Source organism: Ruegeria sp. HKCCA5763, assembly GCF_013034545.1.
Taxonomy (GTDB): Bacteria; Pseudomonadota; Alphaproteobacteria; order Rhodobacterales; family Rhodobacteraceae; genus Ruegeria.
In genome coordinates this window covers 136,003-155,546 of sequence record NZ_WQGF01000010.1, presented here as the reverse complement: position 1 = coordinate 155,546, position 19,544 = coordinate 136,003, and the positions used below count along the sequence as shown (strand labels likewise).

The window sequence follows — 19,544 nt, the reverse complement described above, 5'->3', positions numbered from 1 at the left end:
GACATTAGGTTTAAGCTAGGGTGCATCATGTCTCGCACCGCCCGACTCTTCCAATTGATGCAGGCCCTGCGTTCTGGCCCGTCGCCCAAAACCTCAGCGCAACTAGCGCAGGATCTGGATGTGTCTGCCCGGACCATCCATCGCGATATCGATGCGCTGCGTGGTCTGGGGGCCGTGATCGACGGCGAAGCGGGGTTTGGGTTTACTCTGATCGAGGATGCAACATTGCCCCCGCTGGGCTTCACCGATGATGAGCTTGAGGCGCTGGTTCTGGGCCTGCGTGAAGTTCAGGTTATTGGTGATCCGGCTTTGGCAGAAGCTGCCAATGTTGCCCTTCGAAAGTTGCAGGGCCGCTTGCCCGCGCGTCAGTCGCACCGATTGAGTCACGCAATTTTGGCGGCCACCCGGTTTGACCGACCCCCGGCACCGACGATTGACGCGGCAACACTAAGACAGGCGGCTTGGGATGAGCGTGCAGTAGAGTTTTCGTATGCCGACGCAAAGGGAGAGGCCACGCGGCGGCGCGTAGATCCGCTTAGCATCTTCTATATGGACCGTTCGAACGTGTTACTCAGCTGGTGTCATCTGAGGCAGGATTTCCGCGTTTTTCGCCTCGACCGGATGCAGGATATGTGTGTGACGGATCAAAGCTTTAGGCCAAACCGGGTGCCGATGCTGCGCGATGTGCTGGCCCGCATACGCGCAGACCGGGAAGCACAAGACTGCGAGGCAGGTACCTGAGCGCTTTGTGATTTACCGATTTTGCGCTACCCTAAGGGTGAGCAGTAATCAGGAAAAATCGGTATGCATAAATGCGTAGGCGGCGTCATGACCGTCGCATTATGGGCATCCATGGTGCAGGCGGACACAACAAAAACTGGAAAATGGTCGGGCGGCAATATGCTTGGCGAAACGATACAGCTGGCCTCGGCAGACTTGGCTGTTTCGCTTCGACCCGTTCCGCGACCATCAATCGAGGCGCTGCAGGTGTCTGCGGCTGCGGCAGCGCGGTTTCAGGTTTGGCTGAGCGCGTTTCAGGATAGGGCGCGACAGCAGGGCATATCGCAAGGAACGCTGTCTAAGGTGTTTTCGGACATAACGTTTGACGAAGACATTATCGCGCGGGATCGAAATCAGGCGGAATTCTCGAAACCGATCTGGGAATATCTCGATTCCGCCGTCTCGGATACGCGCCTGTCCAATGGTCGGGCCGCAATGCAACGGCACCGGCAGGTGCTGAAGCAGATCGAGGCTGAATACGGAGTCGAGAAAGAGGTGGTCACGGCAATCTGGGGGCTGGAAACCTCGTTTGGGTCCTACCGTGGCAGTAGCCGCACGCTCAGGTCTTTGGCGACACTGGCTTTTGATGCACGGCGTGCTCAGTTCTTCGAAACTCAGTTAATCGCTGCCCTAAGGATCGTGCAGGCAGGCGACGTAAGCGCTGCAAATATGTTGGGCAGTTGGGCGGGCGCGATGGGCCACACGCAGTTCATGCCGACCTCGTATCTGGATCATGCGGTCGACTTTGACGGAGATGGCCGTCGCGACATTTGGTCAGATGACCCAACGGATGCGCTGGCTTCGGCGGCGTCGTATCTGGCGCAACACGGCTGGACTAAGGGGCAACCTTGGGGTGTCGAAGTGCGATTGCCTGCGGATTTCGATTACGCGTCGGCGCGGCGCGACTTCACCCAGATGCCGTCCGAATGGGCCGCGCAGGGTGTTGTGGGAACCGATGGCAAAGCAGTTCCGGATCACGGTCAGGCCGCGATTCTGCTTCCCGCAGGCGGGCGGGGTGTTGCCTTGATGATCTTCGACAATTTCAAAGTGATCGAGGCGTATAACGGGGCCGACGCGTATGTGATCGGCATCGGGCATCTGTCCGACCGGCTGGCCGGAGGTGTACCGTTTCGATCCGACTGGCCGCGCGCTGACCGCGTGTTGAGTTTCACCGAGAAAAAGGAACTGCAAACCCGCCTGACCAATGCCGGGTTTGATACAAAGGGTATAGATGGGCGCGCTGGGCCAAACACGATCAGCGCGGTGCGCGCATACCAACTGGCGCAAGGTTTGCGGCCAGATGGGTATCCAACTGAGGAATTATTGGAGCGGCTGCGATAAGGCAGTCGTAAAACCCAGGGCCGGCTCAGTTTCAAACGCGGGCGCTGACTGCGTCTTTCACGATTTGGCATTGTGAAGCCTCCCGTCTGCCACCACTCACACGGCAGACAGGAGGTAGACCCTGCGGGATGGCAGGTTGCGATACAGGCCGAAGTAATATTCTTCCGAATCGCATTCGAATATTTGAAGCTGACGTGGGTGAAATCAAGTTTTTTGTCGCGCGTAAACTTATGGTAGCTGTTGGCAAGAGGTCTCGTAACTATTGACGACTGTCTTCTCAAAGGTGGCAACGTGCAGAGTTCTACGTCTGGGTTTGCAGTAAGAAACGTAAGTTTGAAGCCAAATAAGAAAAGGGACGCTGTTCAAAGCGTCCCCTGACTTTATAATTGCGAAATGGCTTACGAGGCCGCTTTCATCAATCCTTGTGCGATGATCTCGGCCTGCGCCTCATCCAGCGATTTGTGGATTCGCACGAACATCTCGTCGATATCTGCGGGGGTCAGGATCAGCGGGGGTGATATGATCATCCGGTCGCCGACATGGCGCATGATCAGGTTGTTGGCAAAGCACCGGTCGCGACAGATATAGCCGACAGTGCCTGGCTCGGACGCGAATTTGGCGCGGCTGGCCTTGTCTGGTGTCAACGCGATTGAGGCCATCATGCCGACAATCTTTGCCTCACCGACCAACGGGTGTTCGGCCAGAGCCTCCCATTTTTCCTTCAGGTAAGGGGCAGCTACATCGCGTACATGCTCGACGATTTTCTCTTCTTCAAGAATGCGCAGATTTTCCAAAGCTACGGCAGCGGCGACCGGATGGCCGGAATAGGTGTAGCCGTGGTTGAACTCGGTGCCGCCGATCACTTGGGCAATCTCGTCGTTCACGATTGATCCACCGATGGGCGCATAACCGGAGCTCAGGCCCTTGGCGATGGTCATGATGTGCGGCTTGATCCCGACGGTTTGCGAACCGAACCAATTGCCGGTACGGCCAAATCCGCAGATGACCTCGTCGGCGATCAAAAGGATGTCGTACTTGTCACAGATACGCTGGATTTCCGGCCAATAAGTATCCGGCGCGACGATCACGCCGCCTGCGCCTTGCACGGGTTCGGCGATAAAGGCTGCAACGCGGTCTTCGCCCAGTTCCAGAATGGCTTCTTCCAGTTCGCGTGCGCGGGCCAGTCCGAATTCTTCGGGCGACATGTCACCACCTTCGGCCCACCAATTGGGTTGGTTGATGTGGTGAATGTTTGGAATCGGGATGCCGCCTTGCGCGTGCATTCCTGCCATACCTCCCAATGAGGCCGAGCCCACGGAAGACCCGTGGTAGGCATTATGGCGGCTAATGATGATGTTCTTATTCGGCTGGCCTTTTTCGGCCCAGTAAGTTCGGACCAGACGGATATTGGTGTCGTTGGCCTCGGACCCGCCCGCCGCAAAGAAGACGTGGTTCAGATCGCCAGGCGCCAACTCGGCAATCTTTGCGGCCAGCGCTATGGCCGGAACGTGGGTCGTTTTGAAAAATGTGTTGTAATAGGGCAGTTCACGCATCTGACGTGCGGCTACTTCGGCCAGTTCGTCGCGACCGTAACCGATATTGACGCACCACAAGCCAGCCATGGCGTCAAGAATCTCTTCGCCCTCGCTGTCGGTCAGATAGACCCCCTTGGCGCGAGTGATCACGCGTGCGCCTTCCTGACCCAGCGCGCCGTTGGCAGAAAATGGATGAAGGTGATGCGCGGCGTCCAGTGCCTGTAGTTCGGCGGTTGGCATATGGTTGGTGATGGTGGACATCTGAGGCTCTCCCACAAAAGCAGTGGTGATCACAATATGATCAAATTTTGGACTGTCAATCGAATCGGACGAAATCAGCCTGATGTGAGCGACTCCGAGATCAATTCCATACCCTGTTCAATGTCCTGAGCGGTAGCTTTTGCCGCCTTTTGAGCGTCTCCGTTTCGTAATGCGCTGATTATATCCTTATGCCGATCAGGCAGGCTTTGCGTGCCAAAGCGACCGCACACCACACGCAGAGACGGGCCAAAACGCAGCCACAGTCTTTCGGCAAGATCACTGAGAATCGCTGCATTGGCGTGGGAATATAGCGATTCATGAAAGGCCTGGTTTAAACGCAGATAGCCCCCAACGTCGCCATCTGCGATCATATGATCCAGCTGTTTGTCGATACGCTCAAGATGATCTATGTCGTCTGCCTGTAAATTCGCAGTGGCGAGTCTGGAAAGCTCTGATTCTATTGAGATTCTGGCGAAAATCATCTGCTCAATGTCGTCGGAGGTCAAAAGCGGAACGCTAACGCGGCGGTTACCTTGAAATACCAAGGCCCCGTCCGAAATCAGCCTACGGATTGCCTCGCGGACCGGGGTCATTCCAACACCCAGCGAATCAGTCAGACCCTGGATTGTGACGGGTTGCCCAGGGACCAATTCCCCAAACAGGATCTGCGACCTGAGGGTTTGATAAACCTGCTCGTGCGCGGGCTGTTTCCCGCTTTCGGCTTGCGGCGAAGATGCCTTATTTTTGATCAAATCCAATTGGTTCATCCTATTTCGACATACCCTGACTTGTCAGGTGACAGACCTCGTGAAACCATACGCTGGATCAGGGAAAAACGCAAAACTTGATCAAATCCAAAAAAACGGGAAAATAGCCGTACACTTGCAGGGAGAAGAATATGACAATCAAAACGCTGACCATGACAGCGGTCATCGCATTGGGGACTTCAGCGGCTTTCGCTGAAGAGGTGCGTGTCTACAACTGGTCCGACTACATCGACGAAGAGCTTCTGAGCAAATTCGAGGAAGAAACTGGTCTGACCCTCATCTACGACGTGTTTGACAGCAACGAGGTTCTGGAAACCAAGATGCTGGCTGGTGGTTCGGGCTATGACGTGGTGGTGCCTTCTGGCACGTTCCTTCAACGTCAAATTCAGGCAGGGGCGTTTCAGGAACTGGATGCGGCCAAATTGTCGAATGCGGGCAACCTTTGGGACGTTATTCAAGAGCGAACTGCTGGATATGACCCAAACAACGCCTATTCGATTAACTATATGTGGGGCACCACGGGCATTGGTGTGAATGTCGACAAGGTCAAAGAAGCCTTGGGCGACGATGTGGCACTGAACAGCATGGATCTGGTTTTGAAGCCAGAGAACATGGAAAAACTGGCGGCGTGTGGTGTTCATTTCCTTGATGCGCCAGCCGAAATGATACCAATGACCTTGCAGTACATCGGTGAGGACCCCGACAGCCACGATCCGGATGTGATCAAAAAAGTTGAAGACGTTCTGACAAGCGTTCGCCCTCATATCCAGAAATTCCACAGTTCGGAATATATCAACGCGCTGGCGAATGGCGATATTTGCGTTGCCGTGGGTTGGTCAGGTGACATCCTGCAGGCACGAGACCGCGCAGCCGAAGCCGAGAACGGTGTGAACATCGAATATCATCCGTTCGCGGAAGGATCGCTGATGTGGTTTGACCAAATGGCGATCCCGGCGGATGCACCGAATCCGGAAGGCGCGCATAAGTTCCTGAATTTCATCCTGGATGCCAACAACATGGCTGCCGCGTCCAATTACGTCTACTACGCCAACGGCAACGAAGCTTCGCAGGAGTTCCTCGAGGAAGACGTGATCGGCGATCCGGCGATTTATCCGGATGAGGCCACGATGCAAAACCTGTACATCACGACGCCATATCCCGCGAAAACGCAGCGCGTCGTGACTCGTCTTTGGACCAAGATCAAGTCAGGTACCTGATCGGAGTGAACAAGCGCGGGGCGGTCAGGAAACCGCCCCGCTGCAATATTGTCCTTTAAGACAAGCGGGGGCTGCTTTGAATTCTGACGTCTTTGAGCCATGGGAAGACCCACAGGCGAAACCTTTGATCCAGTTCCAGAATGTGACCAAGCGCTTCGGCGAGTTCACAGCGATCGACAACCTGTCGCTGGATATTTTCGAACGTGAGTTCTTTGCGCTGCTCGGCCCGTCAGGGTGCGGCAAGACAACGATGATGCGGATGCTTGCCGGGTTCGAGACCCCGACCGAAGGCCATATTCTACTGGGCGGTCAGGATATCGACCCGATCCCACCGAACAAGCGGGCCGTGAACATGATGTTTCAGTCATATGCCCTTTTCCCGCATCTCAGCGTCTGGGAAAACATCGCGTTTGGTCTGCGCCGGGACAACATGCCGAAACATGACCTGGATGAGCGTGTTGAAGAGATGTTGCGTCTGACACGGTTGGAGCAGTTTGCCCGCCGTAAGCCGCATCAGATTTCAGGTGGACAACGACAGCGCGTGGCTTTGGCGCGCTCGCTGGCGAAGGCTCCAAAACTTCTGCTGTTGGACGAACCGTTGGGCGCGCTCGACAAGAAACTGCGCCAAGATACGCAGTTCGAATTGATGGATATTCAAGAGAAAACGGGCACGACTTTCGTGATCGTCACCCACGACCAGGAAGAAGCCATGACCGTTGCTAGCCGCGTGGCAGTGATGGATCAGGGGCAGCTGATGCAGGTTGCCACGCCCGACCGGATTTATGAAAACCCGGCCTCGGTCTATGTCGCTGATTTCATTGGAGATGTGAACATTATCGAAGGCCGTGCAGCCCCATCGGGGGAGGATACTTATCAGATTGATTGGGCCGAAGGTCAGGCCCCTTTGACGGCGTCATCGTCAACCGGATTCTCGAACGGTCAGTCTTGTCATCTGGCGATCCGCCCTGAAAAAGTGACTATCTCTGCCGAGCGGCCGGCCGATGCGGTCAACGCCGTTCAGGGCAAGGTTCATGACATTGCCTATCTGGGCAATCTGTCCACCTATCACGTCGAACTGCAAAATGGCACAATCATCAAGGCGCAGACGGCCAACACCCGCCGCATCTCGCGCCGTTCGTTCACCTGGGAAGACCCGGTCTGGCTGTCCTGGACAGCGACGGCTGCGGTTTTGTTGGCCAACTGATGCGCCGCGCTGTTCTGATCGCCATCCCTTATGTCTGGCTGTTGGCATTGTTTCTGGTGCCGTTCTTCATTGTCTTGAAGATTTCACTGTCGGACACGGCGCTTGCCATTCCGCCCTATACTCCGACTTTGGACTTTTCAGCCGGTTGGGCGGGGATCAAAGATTTCTTCAGTCAGCTGGATTTTGAGAATTATGTCTGGCTCACCGAAGACGATTTGTATTGGAAAGCCTACCTGTCCAGCGTCAAGATCGCTTTGATCTCGACCTTCCTGACGCTGTTAGTTGGCTACCCTATTGCCTATGGCATGGCACGTGCACCCCAGGAATGGCGTCCGACGCTGATGATGCTGGTTATCCTGCCCTTCTGGACCTCATTCCTAATCCGGGTTTACGCGTGGATGGGTATTCTTTCGAACGAAGGGTACCTGAATCAGATTTTGCTTTGGACGGGTCTCATCTCGACCCCGCTGACGATCCTGAACACCTCGACCGCTGTCTATATCGGCATCGTTTACACCTATCTACCCTTCATGATCCTACCTATCTACTCGGCTTTGGAGCGCTTGGATGGATCACTGATCGAGGCAGCCGAAGATCTGGGATGTTCCCGTTTGCAAGCGTTCTGGCTGGTGACGATTCCGCTGTCCAAACCCGGGATCATCGCGGGTTGCTTCCTTGTGATGATCCCAGTGATCGGTGAGTTTGTGATCCCCTCGCTTCTGGGCGGTTCAGGTACGCTGATGATCGGCAAGGTTCTGTGGGAGGAGTTCTTCTCGAACCGAGACTGGCCGGTGGCCAGTGCTGTGGCCATCGTGTTGCTGTTGATCCTGGTGATTCCCATTGTGCTGTTCCAGCGGAACCAGCAGAAACAGGCGGAGGCCGACGGATGAACAGATTAAGTTGGTTCAATACGGTTTCGCTGACGTTGGGATTTGCGTTCCTGTACATCCCGATGATCATCCTGATCGTTTTCAGCTTTAATGAAAGCAAGCTGGTCACGGTCTGGGCCGGGTTTTCTACCAAATGGTACGGAGAGCTTCTTCAGAACGAGGCGTTTTTGGATGCTGCCTGGGTCACGATCCGGGTCGCGGTGTTTTCGTCGACACTGGCAACGATTCTGGGAACGGCTGCCGCTTATGTGCTTGTCCGAAGCGGGCGGTTCTTTGGCCGGACGCTGTTTTCCGGCATGATCTATGCACCGTTGGTGATGCCCGAAGTGATCACCGGTCTGTCACTGTTGCTGCTGTTTATCGGAATTGGTCTGGATCGCGGTATTCTGACCATCGTGCTGGCCCACACGACCTTTTCGATGTGTTTCGTTTCGGTTGTTGTGTCCTCGCGCCTCATCACTTTCGATCGCTCGTTGGAGGAAGCTGCGCTGGATTTGGGATGTTCACCGGCGCAGGCGTTCCGCCTTGTTACCCTGCCGATCATCGCACCGGCGGTGATCTCAGGTTGGTTGCTGGCCTTCACCTTGTCGCTGGACGATCTGGTGATTGCCTCTTTCACCTCGGGGCCGTCGGCCACGACATTGCCGATCAAGATCTTCTCGGCCGTGCGCCTTGGCGTCAGTCCGGAAATCAACGCATTGTCCACGATCATGATTGCCGTGGTGACAGTTGGGGTGATTACGGCCTCGCTTGTGACCAAACGGGCGATGGTCAGGCAGCGGCAGGATGAGATGGCCGCGGCACGCACCGAATGAAGCGGGTATTTCCCGACTACGCTTATAGCGACGCACCACGCGACGGCTGTTGGTGGGACGAAACAGTGCCTGCCTTGGATTGGCCAGAGTTGCAGGGCGACACGAAGGTGGATGTCGCGGTTGTTGGTGGCGGGTTTACTGGCGTTTCCGCTGCCCTGGATTTGGCTGAAGCCGCTTCAGTTGCGGTCTTCGAAGCTGGTCCGCCGGGGTGGGGTGCGTCGGGGCGAAATGGCGGTTTCTGCTGTCTCGGTGGGTCCAAACTTAGTTCAGCGATGATGGAGCGTCGCTACGGGCGCGCTGCGGCGCAAGCCTATGCTGCGGCGGAAGAAGATGCGGTGAACCTGGTCGCCGCTCTTCTTGACCAGCATGGGATAGCAGCAGACAGACATTCCAGCGGAGAAACCCAATTGGCGCATTCGAACCACGCCATGGACGTGTTGCGCAGAAACCAAGATGAGATGGGCGTGCTGCATGATGCAGCAGACTTACCCGGGTTGGGATTGGGCGGTCCCTTTTTGGGTGGGTACACGCACCCGGTTGGCTTTGGCCTGAACCCTCGCAAATACTTGTTTGGGCTTGCGAAAGCAGCGGAAGCTTTGGGTGTGCGCCTGTTTCAAAACAGCCCGGTGCAGCGTATCGACAAAACTGCATCAGGATTTGCTTTGAAAACACATACTGGGCAGGTCCACGCAGAAATCGTGCTGATCTGCACCAACGGGTATTCCAGCGAAGACATTCCGGATTGGATGTCGGGGCGGTACATGCCTGCTCAGTCTACGGTTATGGTTACGCGACCGCTCAGCCAGGCCGAGCAAATGGCACAGGGCTGGACGTCGGACCAGATATGTTACGACACACGTAACCTTCTGCATTACTTCCGCCTGATGCCGGACGGGCGATTTCTGTTTGGCATGCGGGGCGGGCTGCGGTCCTCAGTGCAGACAGAAGCATCCATACGGGCAAAGGTTCAGCAGGATTTCAAAAAGATGTTTCCGGCCTGGTCACAGGTTGAAGCCACGCATCTTTGGTCCGGATTGGTGTGCATGTCCCGTGCGCTGACGCCTTATGTCGGTCCCATACCTGAGCAGCCGGGCATCTACGCTGGCTTTGCATATCACGGCAACGGCGTCGCTATGGGAACCTATTGTGGTCGAGCCTTGGCAAGGCTGGCCTTGGGGCAGAATGCCGGCTTGCCCACGCTTATGAGTCAAACACCTCAGCGGTTTCCAATGGGACGTTGGCGGCGGGCAATCATGCCGCCAGCCTATGCCCTGATGGCTCTTGCGGATCTTAGATAAAGTCGTCGATCACAGAGCAGCCGTTTCCAGCCTCAGACCTTCTGCATAATCGGGCGCGCCATTCTCCGCGCGCCACAGACAATAGCTTGCCATACGCCAGGCGTACCAGGGTTTGAGGTGCTGATAGCGGGCTACGATTTCCGCATTATCATAGGCGGACAAAAACTGGTCTTCCTCTGCTTTTGAAAGAGGTGCCCCCCGGTACAGCCGTTGCATGGCAGGCGACAGGAACAAGGCAAGGTCTTCGGTTGGGTCGCCACGGGCAGGGCATTGCCAGTCGATCAATGTCAGGCCGTCAGTTGCAACCAAAATGTTGCCTGCAACAGGATCACCGTGGATCAAACATGTCCGTTCCGTGGGCGCAACCTCTATAGTTGGTTGCTGTTCAAACAACCTGTGCCGTGCCTCCGAGGTGCAGCCTTGTAGAATGCGACACCCGTGGGCCTTTAGATCGGTACTGCCGTTACATCCGGACGGGGCCGGGACCGAAAGCACAAGGTCATGCAATCGTCGCAACAACCTGCCAACCGTATCGGTGCCCTTCTGCCAGGGTGTTCCGGGGGCGTGGTCATAAAAAACCCAATGCGCGTCCTTGTGCCGCCCTGCTGCACGCAAACGCGGCACGAAGCCTTCCGGGCCAAGGGCCTCCAGGCACCGCGCCTCGAGTTCAGCGTCATTACGAAACAGCGGATTGCGAAGCGTGGTGCTGTAAAGCTTCAGCACCTTGTCGCCTCCGTCCTCTAGAACTTTCCAAACTTGATTGGTGCGTCCACCATACAGCGATTCAAAACGCGGGTATGTGCTGACCAGCCCCTGAGCGCAGAGGTGGTCAACCAGATCGCGAGGAGGTGCAGGCGTTTCGGGCAGAGCTTCTGTCACTTTTTTTGGCGAGTCGATTTGCCAAGCTTTGGACGCTCCTGTGCCGCAGATCAAGCACCAGTTCGAACGGCGTTCACCTTGCCTGCGGAAATCACCTGCCCGCCGCTGAGGATCAATAGCACTGAGTTGCCCCCAACCTGTGCTTCTACAACGCGGTTATAGGCAGCAGCTGGCGTTTGGGTCAGCAGTTCTCCATTCTTGTGGCTTTCCAGTGTAGCAGTGTAGTTGCCGGTGCCTATCGGATCGCCCGATGCGGTCACGCCAGCCCACACAAACTCGGATTGTGCTGGGGACACTGTCATTCTATCGAGAACGGTTCCGTTTTCGTCACGTATTACCAGTTTGGCAGTGTCGGCCTTTGGATCAGCCTGAGCAAACAGTGTCTTGGGCTGACCTTCAAAACGGAAAGCAGATGTTGATCGGACGTCCATACCGACCCAGCTTGCAAGCTCATTCAGATTGACGCTGCCCAAAGTGCCGGCCAAAGACGACAAGTGATCATTGGTTTGAACTTGTTGCTCGACCATCGAGAACTGGGCCAGCTGCGATGCATACTGAGTCGAGTCCATGGGTTCTAACGGATCCTGATTCTGTGCTTGGGCAGTGAGCATTAGCAAGAAGGTCTCAAAGTCAGATGTGATCGCAGAGGTCTGTGTATTCTCTGCGGATTGCTGAGAGGTCGATGCTTGTGTGGTGGTGACGGGAGTGATCATCGGTCAAAACCTCATGTCGATGCCCCGGCCTGGGACCTGAATTTGTTGCAGAGATACGATTTGAGCATCCGAATCGCTTTGCGGGTCATCGAACGCAGATCCGGACTCTGGTGTATCGGTGCCAACCGCCTGGCCATCCGCATCGGAAGATGTGCCCAGATCAAAGTTCAATTCACCGTATCCCAGTTTCTGAAACTCTTCCGCAAGTACGGATAAATGGCGTCGCATCAGCTCTAGGGTCTCGGGGCGTTCGGTGGCAATTGTCATATGCATGCCGTCGTCGCGCCCGTTCAGAACAATGGAAACTCGCCCCAACTCTTCAGGGTTCAGCGCTATCTCCATTGCTCCGGATCCCGCACGACCCTGAATCGACGCCGCAAGTTGACCAGCGATTGCTCGTGCGATTTCGGCGCGGGCAAAAGTTGACTGTCCAGAAAGGTGTTGCGTCGTTTCACGCGGAGCGGTTTGGAGTGCTTCGTCCTTGGTAACAACTGTGGTTTCAGCGCTCTGATCAAGGACCGCGTGTTCCTTCTCGATAAGGTCTGCCAACATTTGAAGCTGTGCAACAGGCGGCGCGTGGGCCGGTTTTGTTGATTTGATTGTTGCGGGCGTGACCTCAGACCGTTGCGTGGACTCAATGCTTTGAGATGTTGGGGCGGATTCCGGGGCGTTGAACGTGCCTTTTGCCTTAGTCAGGTGGTCAATCGGTCGGCTCTCCTTTGCGACCGCGACAGGCGTCACGTGCTGGTTCAAAGCAGGCAGTACCTGACCTGTCTTGGATCGCGTTAATGCGGGTGCAGGAGCATCAACCGGGTCGGGCTGGCTTGTTGTCGATGAAAACTTTGGCCGTTCCGGGTCATTTTCAGCGGATGCACTAGGATCACCTGCCGATGCCGGTGTGTTACTTGAAAGCCCTCCTTCAGCCACAGGCTGACTATACGCGACATGTGTTGAAGAGCTCACCAGTTCCACTACACGAAGAGGTTCTAAAAGCGGGGCAGCTTCGGGTTCCGCCATATCTATGCTTTGTGCTTCTGCGTCCGGCGTTTCGATTTCAGGGGCGGCAAGGGACAGGTCGGTATCGGGCAGATCGTCGGCTTTTCCATCTTGGCCCAGGATGTCCTCAAAGCGTGTCACCCCGCTGGCCTGCCCCATTTCATTTTGTGACGAGGTCGGTTTTGCAGGGGCTATTGACGCCGTAGTGGCCAGCATAATTGAGTTGGGCATTTTGCTCCGGCTCCGTGTGATTGGCCAGAACTCTGCACTCAGGAAGTTACGTTTATTTTAACTGCTTTCGCTTTTGATCGAGAAAGTTCGAAGCAAATTTCGGAGAAAGCTATGCAAGTTTCCACCCACGCGCAGGCGGGCCAAATTCCTTTGGCCCAGACCCAACTCAAAGAAGCAGCCGTTGAACTGGAGGCGGCCTTTTTAAGTGAAATGCTAAAATCCGCTGGGCTGGGAGAAACGCGCCAGAGTTTTGGCGGTGGGGCAGGGGAAGACCAGTTTGGCTCGTTTCTTGTTCAGCATCAGGCGCAGCAACTCGCCCGGTCCGGCGGCGTCGGTCTTTCTGAAATACTGCTCAAGTCGTTGATGGAGAAAGCTGATGACATCTGAGGTCAACATGACGCTGATCAAGTCTTTGGAAGAGGTTCTGGATCTTGAGCGCGCGGCGCTAGTGCAAGGGGATCTTGATCGATTGACGCATATGGTTCCGGAAAAAGAGAAGCTGATCGGCGCAATAAATAATCTTCAAGTGCAGGACAGCGACGCATTGATTCGGGTGCAGCAGAAGGTCGCGCGTAATCAGGCCTTGCTGAACAGTGCGGCCGACGGAATCCGCGCCGTGGCCAGCCGCATGGCTGAACTGCGCCGGGTTCGGCAGGAATTCAGTACCTACGGCGCTGATGGTCAGCGCAGCGAATTCGCGATGCGTGGAACAGTGAAATTGGAAAAAAGGGCATAGGCAGGAGTTTGATTCAAATCCGAAATTTCCCGCCTTGAGGTTTTAGCACTCCGTTAGGGGATCTGGTTCAAGAGTGAGGCTGCACCTGAGAATGGCAGGTGGCGCGATTGGCCAAGCGGCGCATCGCATAGGTCAGAACGACACCAATGCCCGCAGGTTTTGCGGGGTGAACACGGGCAAAATGGCTCAAACGGAAAAGGATGACAGCAATGTCCAGCATTCTGACAAACAATGGCGCGATGGTTGCGCTGCAGACACTGAAGTCGGTAAACAAAAATCTGGCGATGACGCAGAACGCGATTTCGACCGGTAAGGATGTCGCGACGGCCAAGGACAATTCGGCAGTTTGGGCGATATCCAAAGTGATGGAATCGGATGTCAAAGGCTTCAACGCCAACAAGGACAGCCTGGCGTTGGGGGAATCGACCGTTGCTGTGGCCCGGAACGCGTCGGAAACCGTGACCGATCTGCTGACACAGATGAAGGAAAAGATCGTTGCAGCGCAGGAAGACAACGTTGACCGCGGCAAAATCAACGATGACGTGACTGCTCTGAAAGACCAGATCAACTCGGTTGTCAGCGCCGCGCAGTTCAACGGTCTGAACCTGGTGGACGGCTCTGCAGGCTCTGCGTCGATCCTCGCGTCCTTGGATCGGGACAGCCTTGGCAATGTCACGGCATCGTCGATCACTGTAACAGGTCAGGACTTGTCCACTGGTGGTTACACCGCAGCCCAGGTATTTGACGGTTCAACCGGGGCGTCTACTGGCAATGACCGAGTTGGTGCGACCATCGACAACGGTGCGACTTCAGCAACCGCTCTGGTTACGGATGAATCCAGCGGGGCCTTCGCGGCGGGTGACAAGGTAGTTGTCGCAATTGACGATCAGGTTGTGTCGTACACAGTTTCCGCAGCCGATGCAGCCGCGACCACAACGGGCGACCTGGTTGCCGTGGGTCTGAAAGCAAAGATCGAGGAGTTGGGGATTTCCGGCCTGACTGTTGACTACGATTCTGGCACTCAAGGCACTCTGTCCATCACCAATTCGACCGGCGACGACATCTCGTTCTCGGCTCAATACGTGAACGCTGGTTCGGGTGGTCTGGGTGCGTTGACGGGCATTGACGTCTCGACCGGCGCTGGCGCGACTGCCGCTTTGGCAACGATCGAAACGCTGATCGATACCTCGATTGACGCATCGGCTGCTTTCGGGTCCTCGCAGGGTCGGATCGAGACCCAGAAAGAGTTCATCTCGAACCTGGCTGATTCGTTCAAGTCCGGCATCGGCTCGCTTGTCGATGCGGACATGGAGGAGACTTCTGCGCGGCTGCAGGCGCTGCAGGTACAACAGCAGCTGGCTACTCAGTCGTTGTCGATCGCCAACCAGGCACCACAGTCGATCCTGTCGTTGTTCCGCTAAATCACAAAGCGGGTCGGGGCATGATTTTAGTGCCCCGACCCTGATCGCCTGACGACGGCCCTTTGGAAGGATTTCAAGTGATACCGCAAACGCTCGCCCACCGCGCTTACGCACAAACCGCTGCGCCGACTCGAACGCCCCGCGATACCGAATATGAGGCAATTTCCAGGATCACGCGGCGTCTTAAGGCCGCAACAGCCCGCAAGGCGACAGATTTCTCGGCGTTTGTTCAGGCCGTTCATGAGAATCGACGGCTTTGGGGGGTGCTGGCAACAGGCGTTGCCGATTCCGCGAACGCTTTGCCAAACGATCTGCGGGCGCGGATTTTCTACCTTGCCGAGTTTACCGAAAAACACAGCAGTCGTGTGTTGGGAGACGGCGCAACGGTTGAGCCATTGTTGGAAATCAACACGGCTGTATTGCGCGGGTTGCGCCAGATGGGGGCGACCTGATGAGCGGTTTGGTCCTAAAGCTTGCCCCGAAAGAAAGAGTACTGATCAACGGCGTGGTTATTGAGAACGGGGATCGTCGGAGCAGGTTTTCAGTCATGACGCCACAGGCAAACGTTCTGCGGCTGCGGGATGCGATCCATCCTGACGAAGTTAATACGCCTGTGCGCCGTGTCTGTTATGCCGCGCAGCTGGTTTTGTCAGGTGACATGGAGCCGGATCAGGCACGTCAGCAATTGCTGCGTAGCGTGGAAGAGTTGAGCCAGGTGTTCACGGATGCGGACAGTCGCAAGGTGCTGTCTGAGGCCACGGATGCCTTGGTGGCCGAGCATTACTACAAATGTCTTAAGTCCCTGCGTTCGCTTCTACCACGTGAAGAGCGGCTTATGGCCTATCAGCAATGACCTTTCAGCCAGTTATCCCAACCGGTGGAATTGTAGGCTGGCGGTTTCTTCAGCGTACGTACGACAACCAGTTCCAAAGTTTCTCGTCTTCCTCGGTGAATGAGCGGGAGACGCGGTATTTTCTTGAGAATATCGGCAAGGTGGAATCTGCAGAACAGCTGGTGTCGGATCGCAGGTTATTGCAGGTCGCCTTGGGCGCGTTTGGATTAGAAGGCGATTTGGACAATCGGTTTTTTGTCCGCAAAATCCTTGAAGACGGAACGCGAGCCGATGACGCTTTGTCCAACCGTCTGGCGGACAAACGGTATCGAGAGTTCTCTGACGCTTTCGGGTTTGGGCCCGGGGACGTTCGGAAAACAGCGTTGAAAACCAACATGGAAAAGATTACTCAGGCCAATGTGACGACACGGTTTGAAGTCGCCGTAGGCGATTCGGACGAGACAATGCGTATCTCGCTTTACGCGCAGCGCGAGCTGGCCGATTTGGCCAAAACGGCTTCAAGCGCAGATACCAAGTGGTTTGACCTGATGGGCCTGCCCCCCTTGCGCAGCATGATGGAAACGGCGCTTGGCCTGCCTCGGTCCTTTGCTCAGCTGGATATCGACAAACAACTGGTCGAATTCAAAGACCGGCTGTTGCAGCTGACGGGCTCGGAAGATTTGTCTCAGTTTTCGGATCAGAAAGCACTCGAGCAACTGACCGACACTTACTTGGCCCGAAGTCAGATTGCGCAGCTTCAGAATACGATTTCACCGGGGCAGACGGCTCTGATCCTGCTTGGGGCTGGTTAGAAAGAGTGTTTGGTCCAGAACTGGATCGTCCTTTTTTGGGGCAGGATCATGTGTGTGCAGACAACATTTTCACGTAGGTTTTAACTGTCCAGAATGGCATCCGCCGCAGTACGTAAAGCATATGACACAACAGGTTGAGACACGTTGTGCAGCTCTACCGCACCCAAAGGCAAAGCGTTCGAGCAGGCGGGCTCGATATCTTCGGACACGACAATGCGATGCCCTTTGGTTTTCCCGAACTCTCCTAAACGTGCGGCGATATTGGCGGCTTGACCGATGACTGTGAAATCAAGGCGTTCGCGTGAACCCACATTTCCATAGGTCACGCGCCCGTAGGACACGCCGATCGAACAGTCACAATGCGTGTCAGAGCCGTCCTTACGCAGCTCCCCCAACGTTTCAACGATTTTGACCGCTGATAGTTGTGCGTTCATACGTGCGGTTGCGGCGTTCTCGTCCGCAGCTGGAAAGACGGCCAAGACAGCATCGCCAATAAACTTAAGAACTTCCCCACCGTTTTCATGAACGATACCTGAGACCGTTTCAAAGAACGCATTCAACACATTGATGTAGTCGCTGCGCCCCAGCTTTTCTTCCAGGCTTGTCGAGTTGCGCAGATCGCAGAACATGATCGCCGCGTCGATCTCATCCCCGTCCCCGCGCCGGATCTCTCCTCCTAAAACACGGGCACCCGTGCGTTTGCCGACATATGTTTCCAACAAAACCTGAGCGTTTTCTCGTTGCATGAACACTTCATAGAATCGCGCGATAACCGAAGAGCACTCGAAAACAAGGCCCAGGTTTTCTGTCGTAAACCCGTCTGGGTGATCGCAGGTCAGTGTCAGTACATTTGTCCGCCCATCGGAAAACGGCAGCGGCATGGCGACATAGTCGGTCGCGCCTTTGGCCCGTAAATCCTCCATGATCGGGAAACTATTGTGCGGGTTGTCATCGTTCAGCCGTTGCCGCACGCCCCCCAAACCGTTCGAGACGTGGCGCAGCGGGCTGTTTATGAAGGCCGGGTGATCATGGATTTCGTATGTTGGCGCCCGGGTCAGAATCTCTTCTTCGCCTTTTTCCCAGATATAATGCTTGCCCACGATCAAGGGGTGTAGGGACCATGCCAAAATACTCAGACGCTGTATCGCGATACCGTGCTCCAGCATTTTTTCAGCCAAAGCTTCTGTAAAGCTCTCTGGTGTCGTCGCTGTCGACGCACCGCGCATCAGCCAATCAATCAGAGGCCCGCTGATGTTGCCATCGTCAACTTCGCGCAGGCGGTTGTCGCCCAAATCTATCCGTGTATAGGCGCTGGGCGTAAACCCGATGCAGCCTTGTATCGCTTTGCTTTCTGGCAAAGTGTCTTCGTAGGCCCAAACGGAATTGGTCAGTGTTTCACCGGGCAGGCTAATGTCGTGATAAGTGGCCGTGCCTTTGAACGGGCAAAAAGTTTGCAATTCAGTTTCTGCGCTCAGATCTACGCAAACGTCTGCGCGCGGCACATAAACCGTGGGCGGCAGGCGTGTTTCATACATAACCTTGGCATTTGTGCTTTCAGCCAAAAGGACGTCATCGCGGTAAATCGCAATCCTGCCGCTCAGAGGTTCGACAGAGATTCCATATCCATTCATCTTTGGTGCGGCGTGGACGTTCATAAGCGACCTCCCTTGCCTTTGGTATATTCAGAATGGGCGCTCCCATCCCACTTTCCAAGAGGCCGAAACTGGATTTTACCGGAAACGAGCGTTGGCGTCCAAGTGATCAGACCATCTGAATGACGTCTTTTTCTATGGACAGCATATAGCCTTTCTTGGCGATATTCTTGACCAAAAGTTCACTGACCATTTGATTTCCAAGCGCGTCGCGCAGCCGTTTGATCCGCGTTGCGCCTGCGGCTTCGTCGCAGTCGGCTTCGTCGCGACCGGAAATCACTCCTTCGATCTGGGCACCGGACAGAACCTCGTCATCCAGCCGGGATTCCGCCAGAACGGATAGGGTTTCCATGGCGGCGGGCGTCAGTTTGAAATCCATATTGTTGAGGTAAACGGTGTTCTCCTCGCGACTGATCAGCAGGGATGTCACCTGAATGCCAGTGCGTTCAATCTGAGCCATGCGTCGGTTCAGCAGAACCAGCATCACCAGAAAGACCAGCGCCGAGATCATCATCGCGCTGGCAAAAACCAATAGTACGTAGATGACCATTCGGTAACTGGACAAGGTGTCGGCAAAGGCGGTGCCGGACTGGGCCAGTATTTCAAGCAACCGGATTTCTGTTTGCGAGGTCAGATCGGCCTCGACAAACAGCCGTTCGACCCGCGCGTTGAAGGCGTTTGCGTCTGGCAGCGTCCAGAACAGGAAAACGGCAGCGGTGATCAGGATAGCAACGATGGCAGCGATGCCCAGCACAACCAGCCGGACGCCCGACCGGCGCGCATCAGAAACGGAGATAGAATTGTCCGGCATTGTCCTTCCTCTGATCCAGCCCTTCTGGCCCAAAAACGGATTGCACCTCTAGCAGTGTCCACCCCGATGCGTTCAGGCGCTGTGCGATTTCAGCCCGGGCCCGGCCCTTGTCGCAGGCCGAGACCTGAATGACCCCGTAATGCAGGCGCAGCGGGTTGTCTTTCTTGGCCTTGTAATCCGCATAGCAATCCGCCGCAGACACGGCAGAACCAAGCGATATCAGGGCCGCAAAGGTCAGAGAAGAGAGGATCTGTTTCATAGGCCGCATCCTGCGCATGAGTTGCCGCGATATTCAATAACCCAAGGGGTTTGCGGGTTCTGATATCGGATAACACAGGGCTGTTATTGCCTGT

At 55.6% G+C, this 19,544-nt stretch carries 21 protein-coding genes; 13 read left to right on the top strand and 8 right to left on the bottom strand.

What is annotated here, in order from left to right; all coding sequences use genetic code 11:
- Positions 1-27 precede the first annotated feature (27 nt).
- Entirely contained in the window at positions 28-741 is a 714-nt protein-coding gene (locus tag GOV89_RS17205) for a YafY family protein (protein ID WP_171238713.1), read from the top strand.
- Positions 742-828: 87 nt separating this feature from the next.
- Positions 829-2,121: a lytic murein transglycosylase gene (locus tag GOV89_RS17200; protein WP_245222909.1), complete on the top strand. Its 1,293-nt coding sequence runs from the start codon at positions 829-831 to the stop codon at positions 2,119-2,121.
- A gap of 398 nt (positions 2,122-2,519) precedes the next feature.
- On the opposite strand, the gene GOV89_RS17195 is transcribed toward GOV89_RS17200, so the two are convergent.
- Entirely contained in the window at positions 2,520-3,917 is a 1,398-nt protein-coding gene (locus GOV89_RS17195) for an aspartate aminotransferase family protein (protein WP_171180353.1), read from the bottom strand.
- Between the two features lie 74 nt (positions 3,918-3,991).
- Complete coding sequence (locus tag GOV89_RS17190) at positions 3,992-4,675, bottom strand: GntR family transcriptional regulator (RefSeq protein ID WP_245222912.1); 684 nt, start codon at positions 4,673-4,675, stop codon at positions 3,992-3,994.
- Positions 4,676-4,815: 140 nt separating this feature from the next.
- On the opposite strand from GOV89_RS17190, the gene GOV89_RS17185 reads away from it, so the two are divergent.
- The 5 genes from GOV89_RS17185 to GOV89_RS17165 all read left to right on the top strand — a co-directional run bounded on the left by GOV89_RS17185 (position 4,816) and on the right by GOV89_RS17165 (position 10,108).
- Positions 4,816-5,901: a polyamine ABC transporter substrate-binding protein gene (locus tag GOV89_RS17185; protein ID WP_171180349.1), complete on the top strand. Its 1,086-nt coding sequence runs from the start codon at positions 4,816-4,818 to the stop codon at positions 5,899-5,901.
- A 76-nt stretch (positions 5,902-5,977) separates the two neighbouring features.
- Positions 5,978-7,105 (top strand): ABC transporter ATP-binding protein, encoded by a 1,128-nt coding sequence (locus GOV89_RS17180; protein ID WP_171238712.1) that lies wholly within the window; start codon positions 5,978-5,980, stop codon positions 7,103-7,105.
- The gene (locus tag GOV89_RS17175; RefSeq protein ID WP_171236111.1) at positions 7,105-7,995 is read left to right on the top strand and encodes an ABC transporter permease subunit; all 891 of its coding nucleotides are present in this window, start codon (positions 7,105-7,107) and stop codon (positions 7,993-7,995) included. The genes GOV89_RS17180 and GOV89_RS17175 overlap by 1 nt, the downstream gene beginning before the upstream one ends.
- On the top strand, positions 7,992-8,810 hold the full coding sequence (locus GOV89_RS17170) for an ABC transporter permease (RefSeq protein ID WP_171180347.1): 819 nt from the start codon (positions 7,992-7,994) through the stop codon (positions 8,808-8,810). Before GOV89_RS17175 ends, GOV89_RS17170 begins: the two co-directional genes overlap by 4 nt.
- The gene (locus GOV89_RS17165) at positions 8,807-10,108 is read left to right on the top strand and encodes an FAD-binding oxidoreductase (RefSeq protein WP_171238711.1); all 1,302 of its coding nucleotides are present in this window, start codon (positions 8,807-8,809) and stop codon (positions 10,106-10,108) included. Before GOV89_RS17170 ends, GOV89_RS17165 begins: the two co-directional genes overlap by 4 nt.
- 9 nt (positions 10,109-10,117) lie before the next feature.
- Here GOV89_RS17165 and GOV89_RS17160 read toward each other — a convergent pair whose 3' ends face one another.
- The 3 genes from GOV89_RS17160 to GOV89_RS17150 are packed head-to-tail and all read right to left on the bottom strand — an operon-like array spanning position 10,118 to position 12,927.
- Entirely contained in the window at positions 10,118-10,987 is an 870-nt protein-coding gene (locus GOV89_RS17160; protein WP_371810650.1) for a phosphotransferase, read from the bottom strand.
- Between the two features lie 50 nt (positions 10,988-11,037).
- Positions 11,038-11,700, bottom strand: coding sequence for a flagellar hook capping FlgD N-terminal domain-containing protein (locus GOV89_RS17155; protein ID WP_171238710.1), 663 nt, complete (start codon positions 11,698-11,700; stop codon positions 11,038-11,040).
- Positions 11,701-11,703: 3 nt separating this feature from the next.
- Positions 11,704-12,927 carry a flagellar hook-length control protein FliK gene (locus GOV89_RS17150; protein ID WP_171238709.1) on the bottom strand — a complete coding sequence of 408 codons (1,224 nt, stop codon included), beginning with the start codon at positions 12,925-12,927 and terminating at the stop codon, positions 11,704-11,706.
- A gap of 111 nt (positions 12,928-13,038) precedes the next feature.
- Here GOV89_RS17150 and GOV89_RS17145 point away from each other — a divergent pair, with 111 nt between their 5' ends.
- The 6 genes from GOV89_RS17145 to GOV89_RS17120 all read left to right on the top strand — a co-directional run bounded on the left by GOV89_RS17145 (position 13,039) and on the right by GOV89_RS17120 (position 16,728).
- On the top strand, positions 13,039-13,314 hold the full coding sequence (locus GOV89_RS17145) for a rod-binding protein (protein ID WP_171236107.1): 276 nt from the start codon (positions 13,039-13,041) through the stop codon (positions 13,312-13,314).
- A complete protein-coding gene (locus GOV89_RS17140; protein WP_171238708.1) occupies positions 13,304-13,663 on the top strand; it encodes a flagellar export chaperone FlgN in 360 nt (119 codons plus the stop codon). Before GOV89_RS17145 ends, GOV89_RS17140 begins: the two co-directional genes overlap by 11 nt.
- 209 nt (positions 13,664-13,872) lie before the next feature.
- The gene (locus GOV89_RS17135; RefSeq protein WP_171238707.1) at positions 13,873-15,084 is read left to right on the top strand and encodes a flagellin; all 1,212 of its coding nucleotides are present in this window, start codon (positions 13,873-13,875) and stop codon (positions 15,082-15,084) included.
- A gap of 77 nt (positions 15,085-15,161) precedes the next feature.
- Entirely contained in the window at positions 15,162-15,536 is a 375-nt protein-coding gene (gene flaF / locus GOV89_RS17130; protein ID WP_171238706.1) for a flagellar biosynthesis regulator FlaF, read from the top strand.
- Positions 15,536-15,937, top strand: coding sequence for a flagellar biosynthesis repressor FlbT (gene flbT, locus GOV89_RS17125; protein ID WP_171238705.1), 402 nt, complete (start codon positions 15,536-15,538; stop codon positions 15,935-15,937). Before flaF ends, flbT begins: the two co-directional genes overlap by 1 nt.
- Positions 15,934-16,728: a DUF1217 domain-containing protein gene (locus tag GOV89_RS17120; protein WP_171238704.1), complete on the top strand. Its 795-nt coding sequence runs from the start codon at positions 15,934-15,936 to the stop codon at positions 16,726-16,728. The genes flbT and GOV89_RS17120 overlap by 4 nt, the downstream gene beginning before the upstream one ends.
- Positions 16,729-16,808: 80 nt before the next feature.
- Here GOV89_RS17120 and GOV89_RS17115 read toward each other — a convergent pair whose 3' ends face one another.
- The 3 genes from GOV89_RS17115 to GOV89_RS17105 all read right to left on the bottom strand — a co-directional run bounded on the left by GOV89_RS17115 (position 16,809) and on the right by GOV89_RS17105 (position 19,450).
- The gene (locus GOV89_RS17115; RefSeq protein ID WP_171236100.1) at positions 16,809-18,383 is read right to left on the bottom strand and encodes a DUF427 domain-containing protein; all 1,575 of its coding nucleotides are present in this window, start codon (positions 18,381-18,383) and stop codon (positions 16,809-16,811) included.
- Positions 18,384-18,489: 106 nt separating this feature from the next.
- Positions 18,490-19,191, bottom strand: a complete 702-nt coding sequence (locus tag GOV89_RS17110; RefSeq protein ID WP_171238703.1) for a helix-turn-helix domain-containing protein — start codon at positions 19,189-19,191, stop codon at positions 18,490-18,492.
- Positions 19,163-19,450, bottom strand: coding sequence for a hypothetical protein (locus tag GOV89_RS17105; protein WP_171180322.1), 288 nt, complete (start codon positions 19,448-19,450; stop codon positions 19,163-19,165). Before GOV89_RS17105 ends, GOV89_RS17110 begins: the two co-directional genes overlap by 29 nt.
- Between the last annotated feature and the right edge of the window lie 94 nt (positions 19,451-19,544).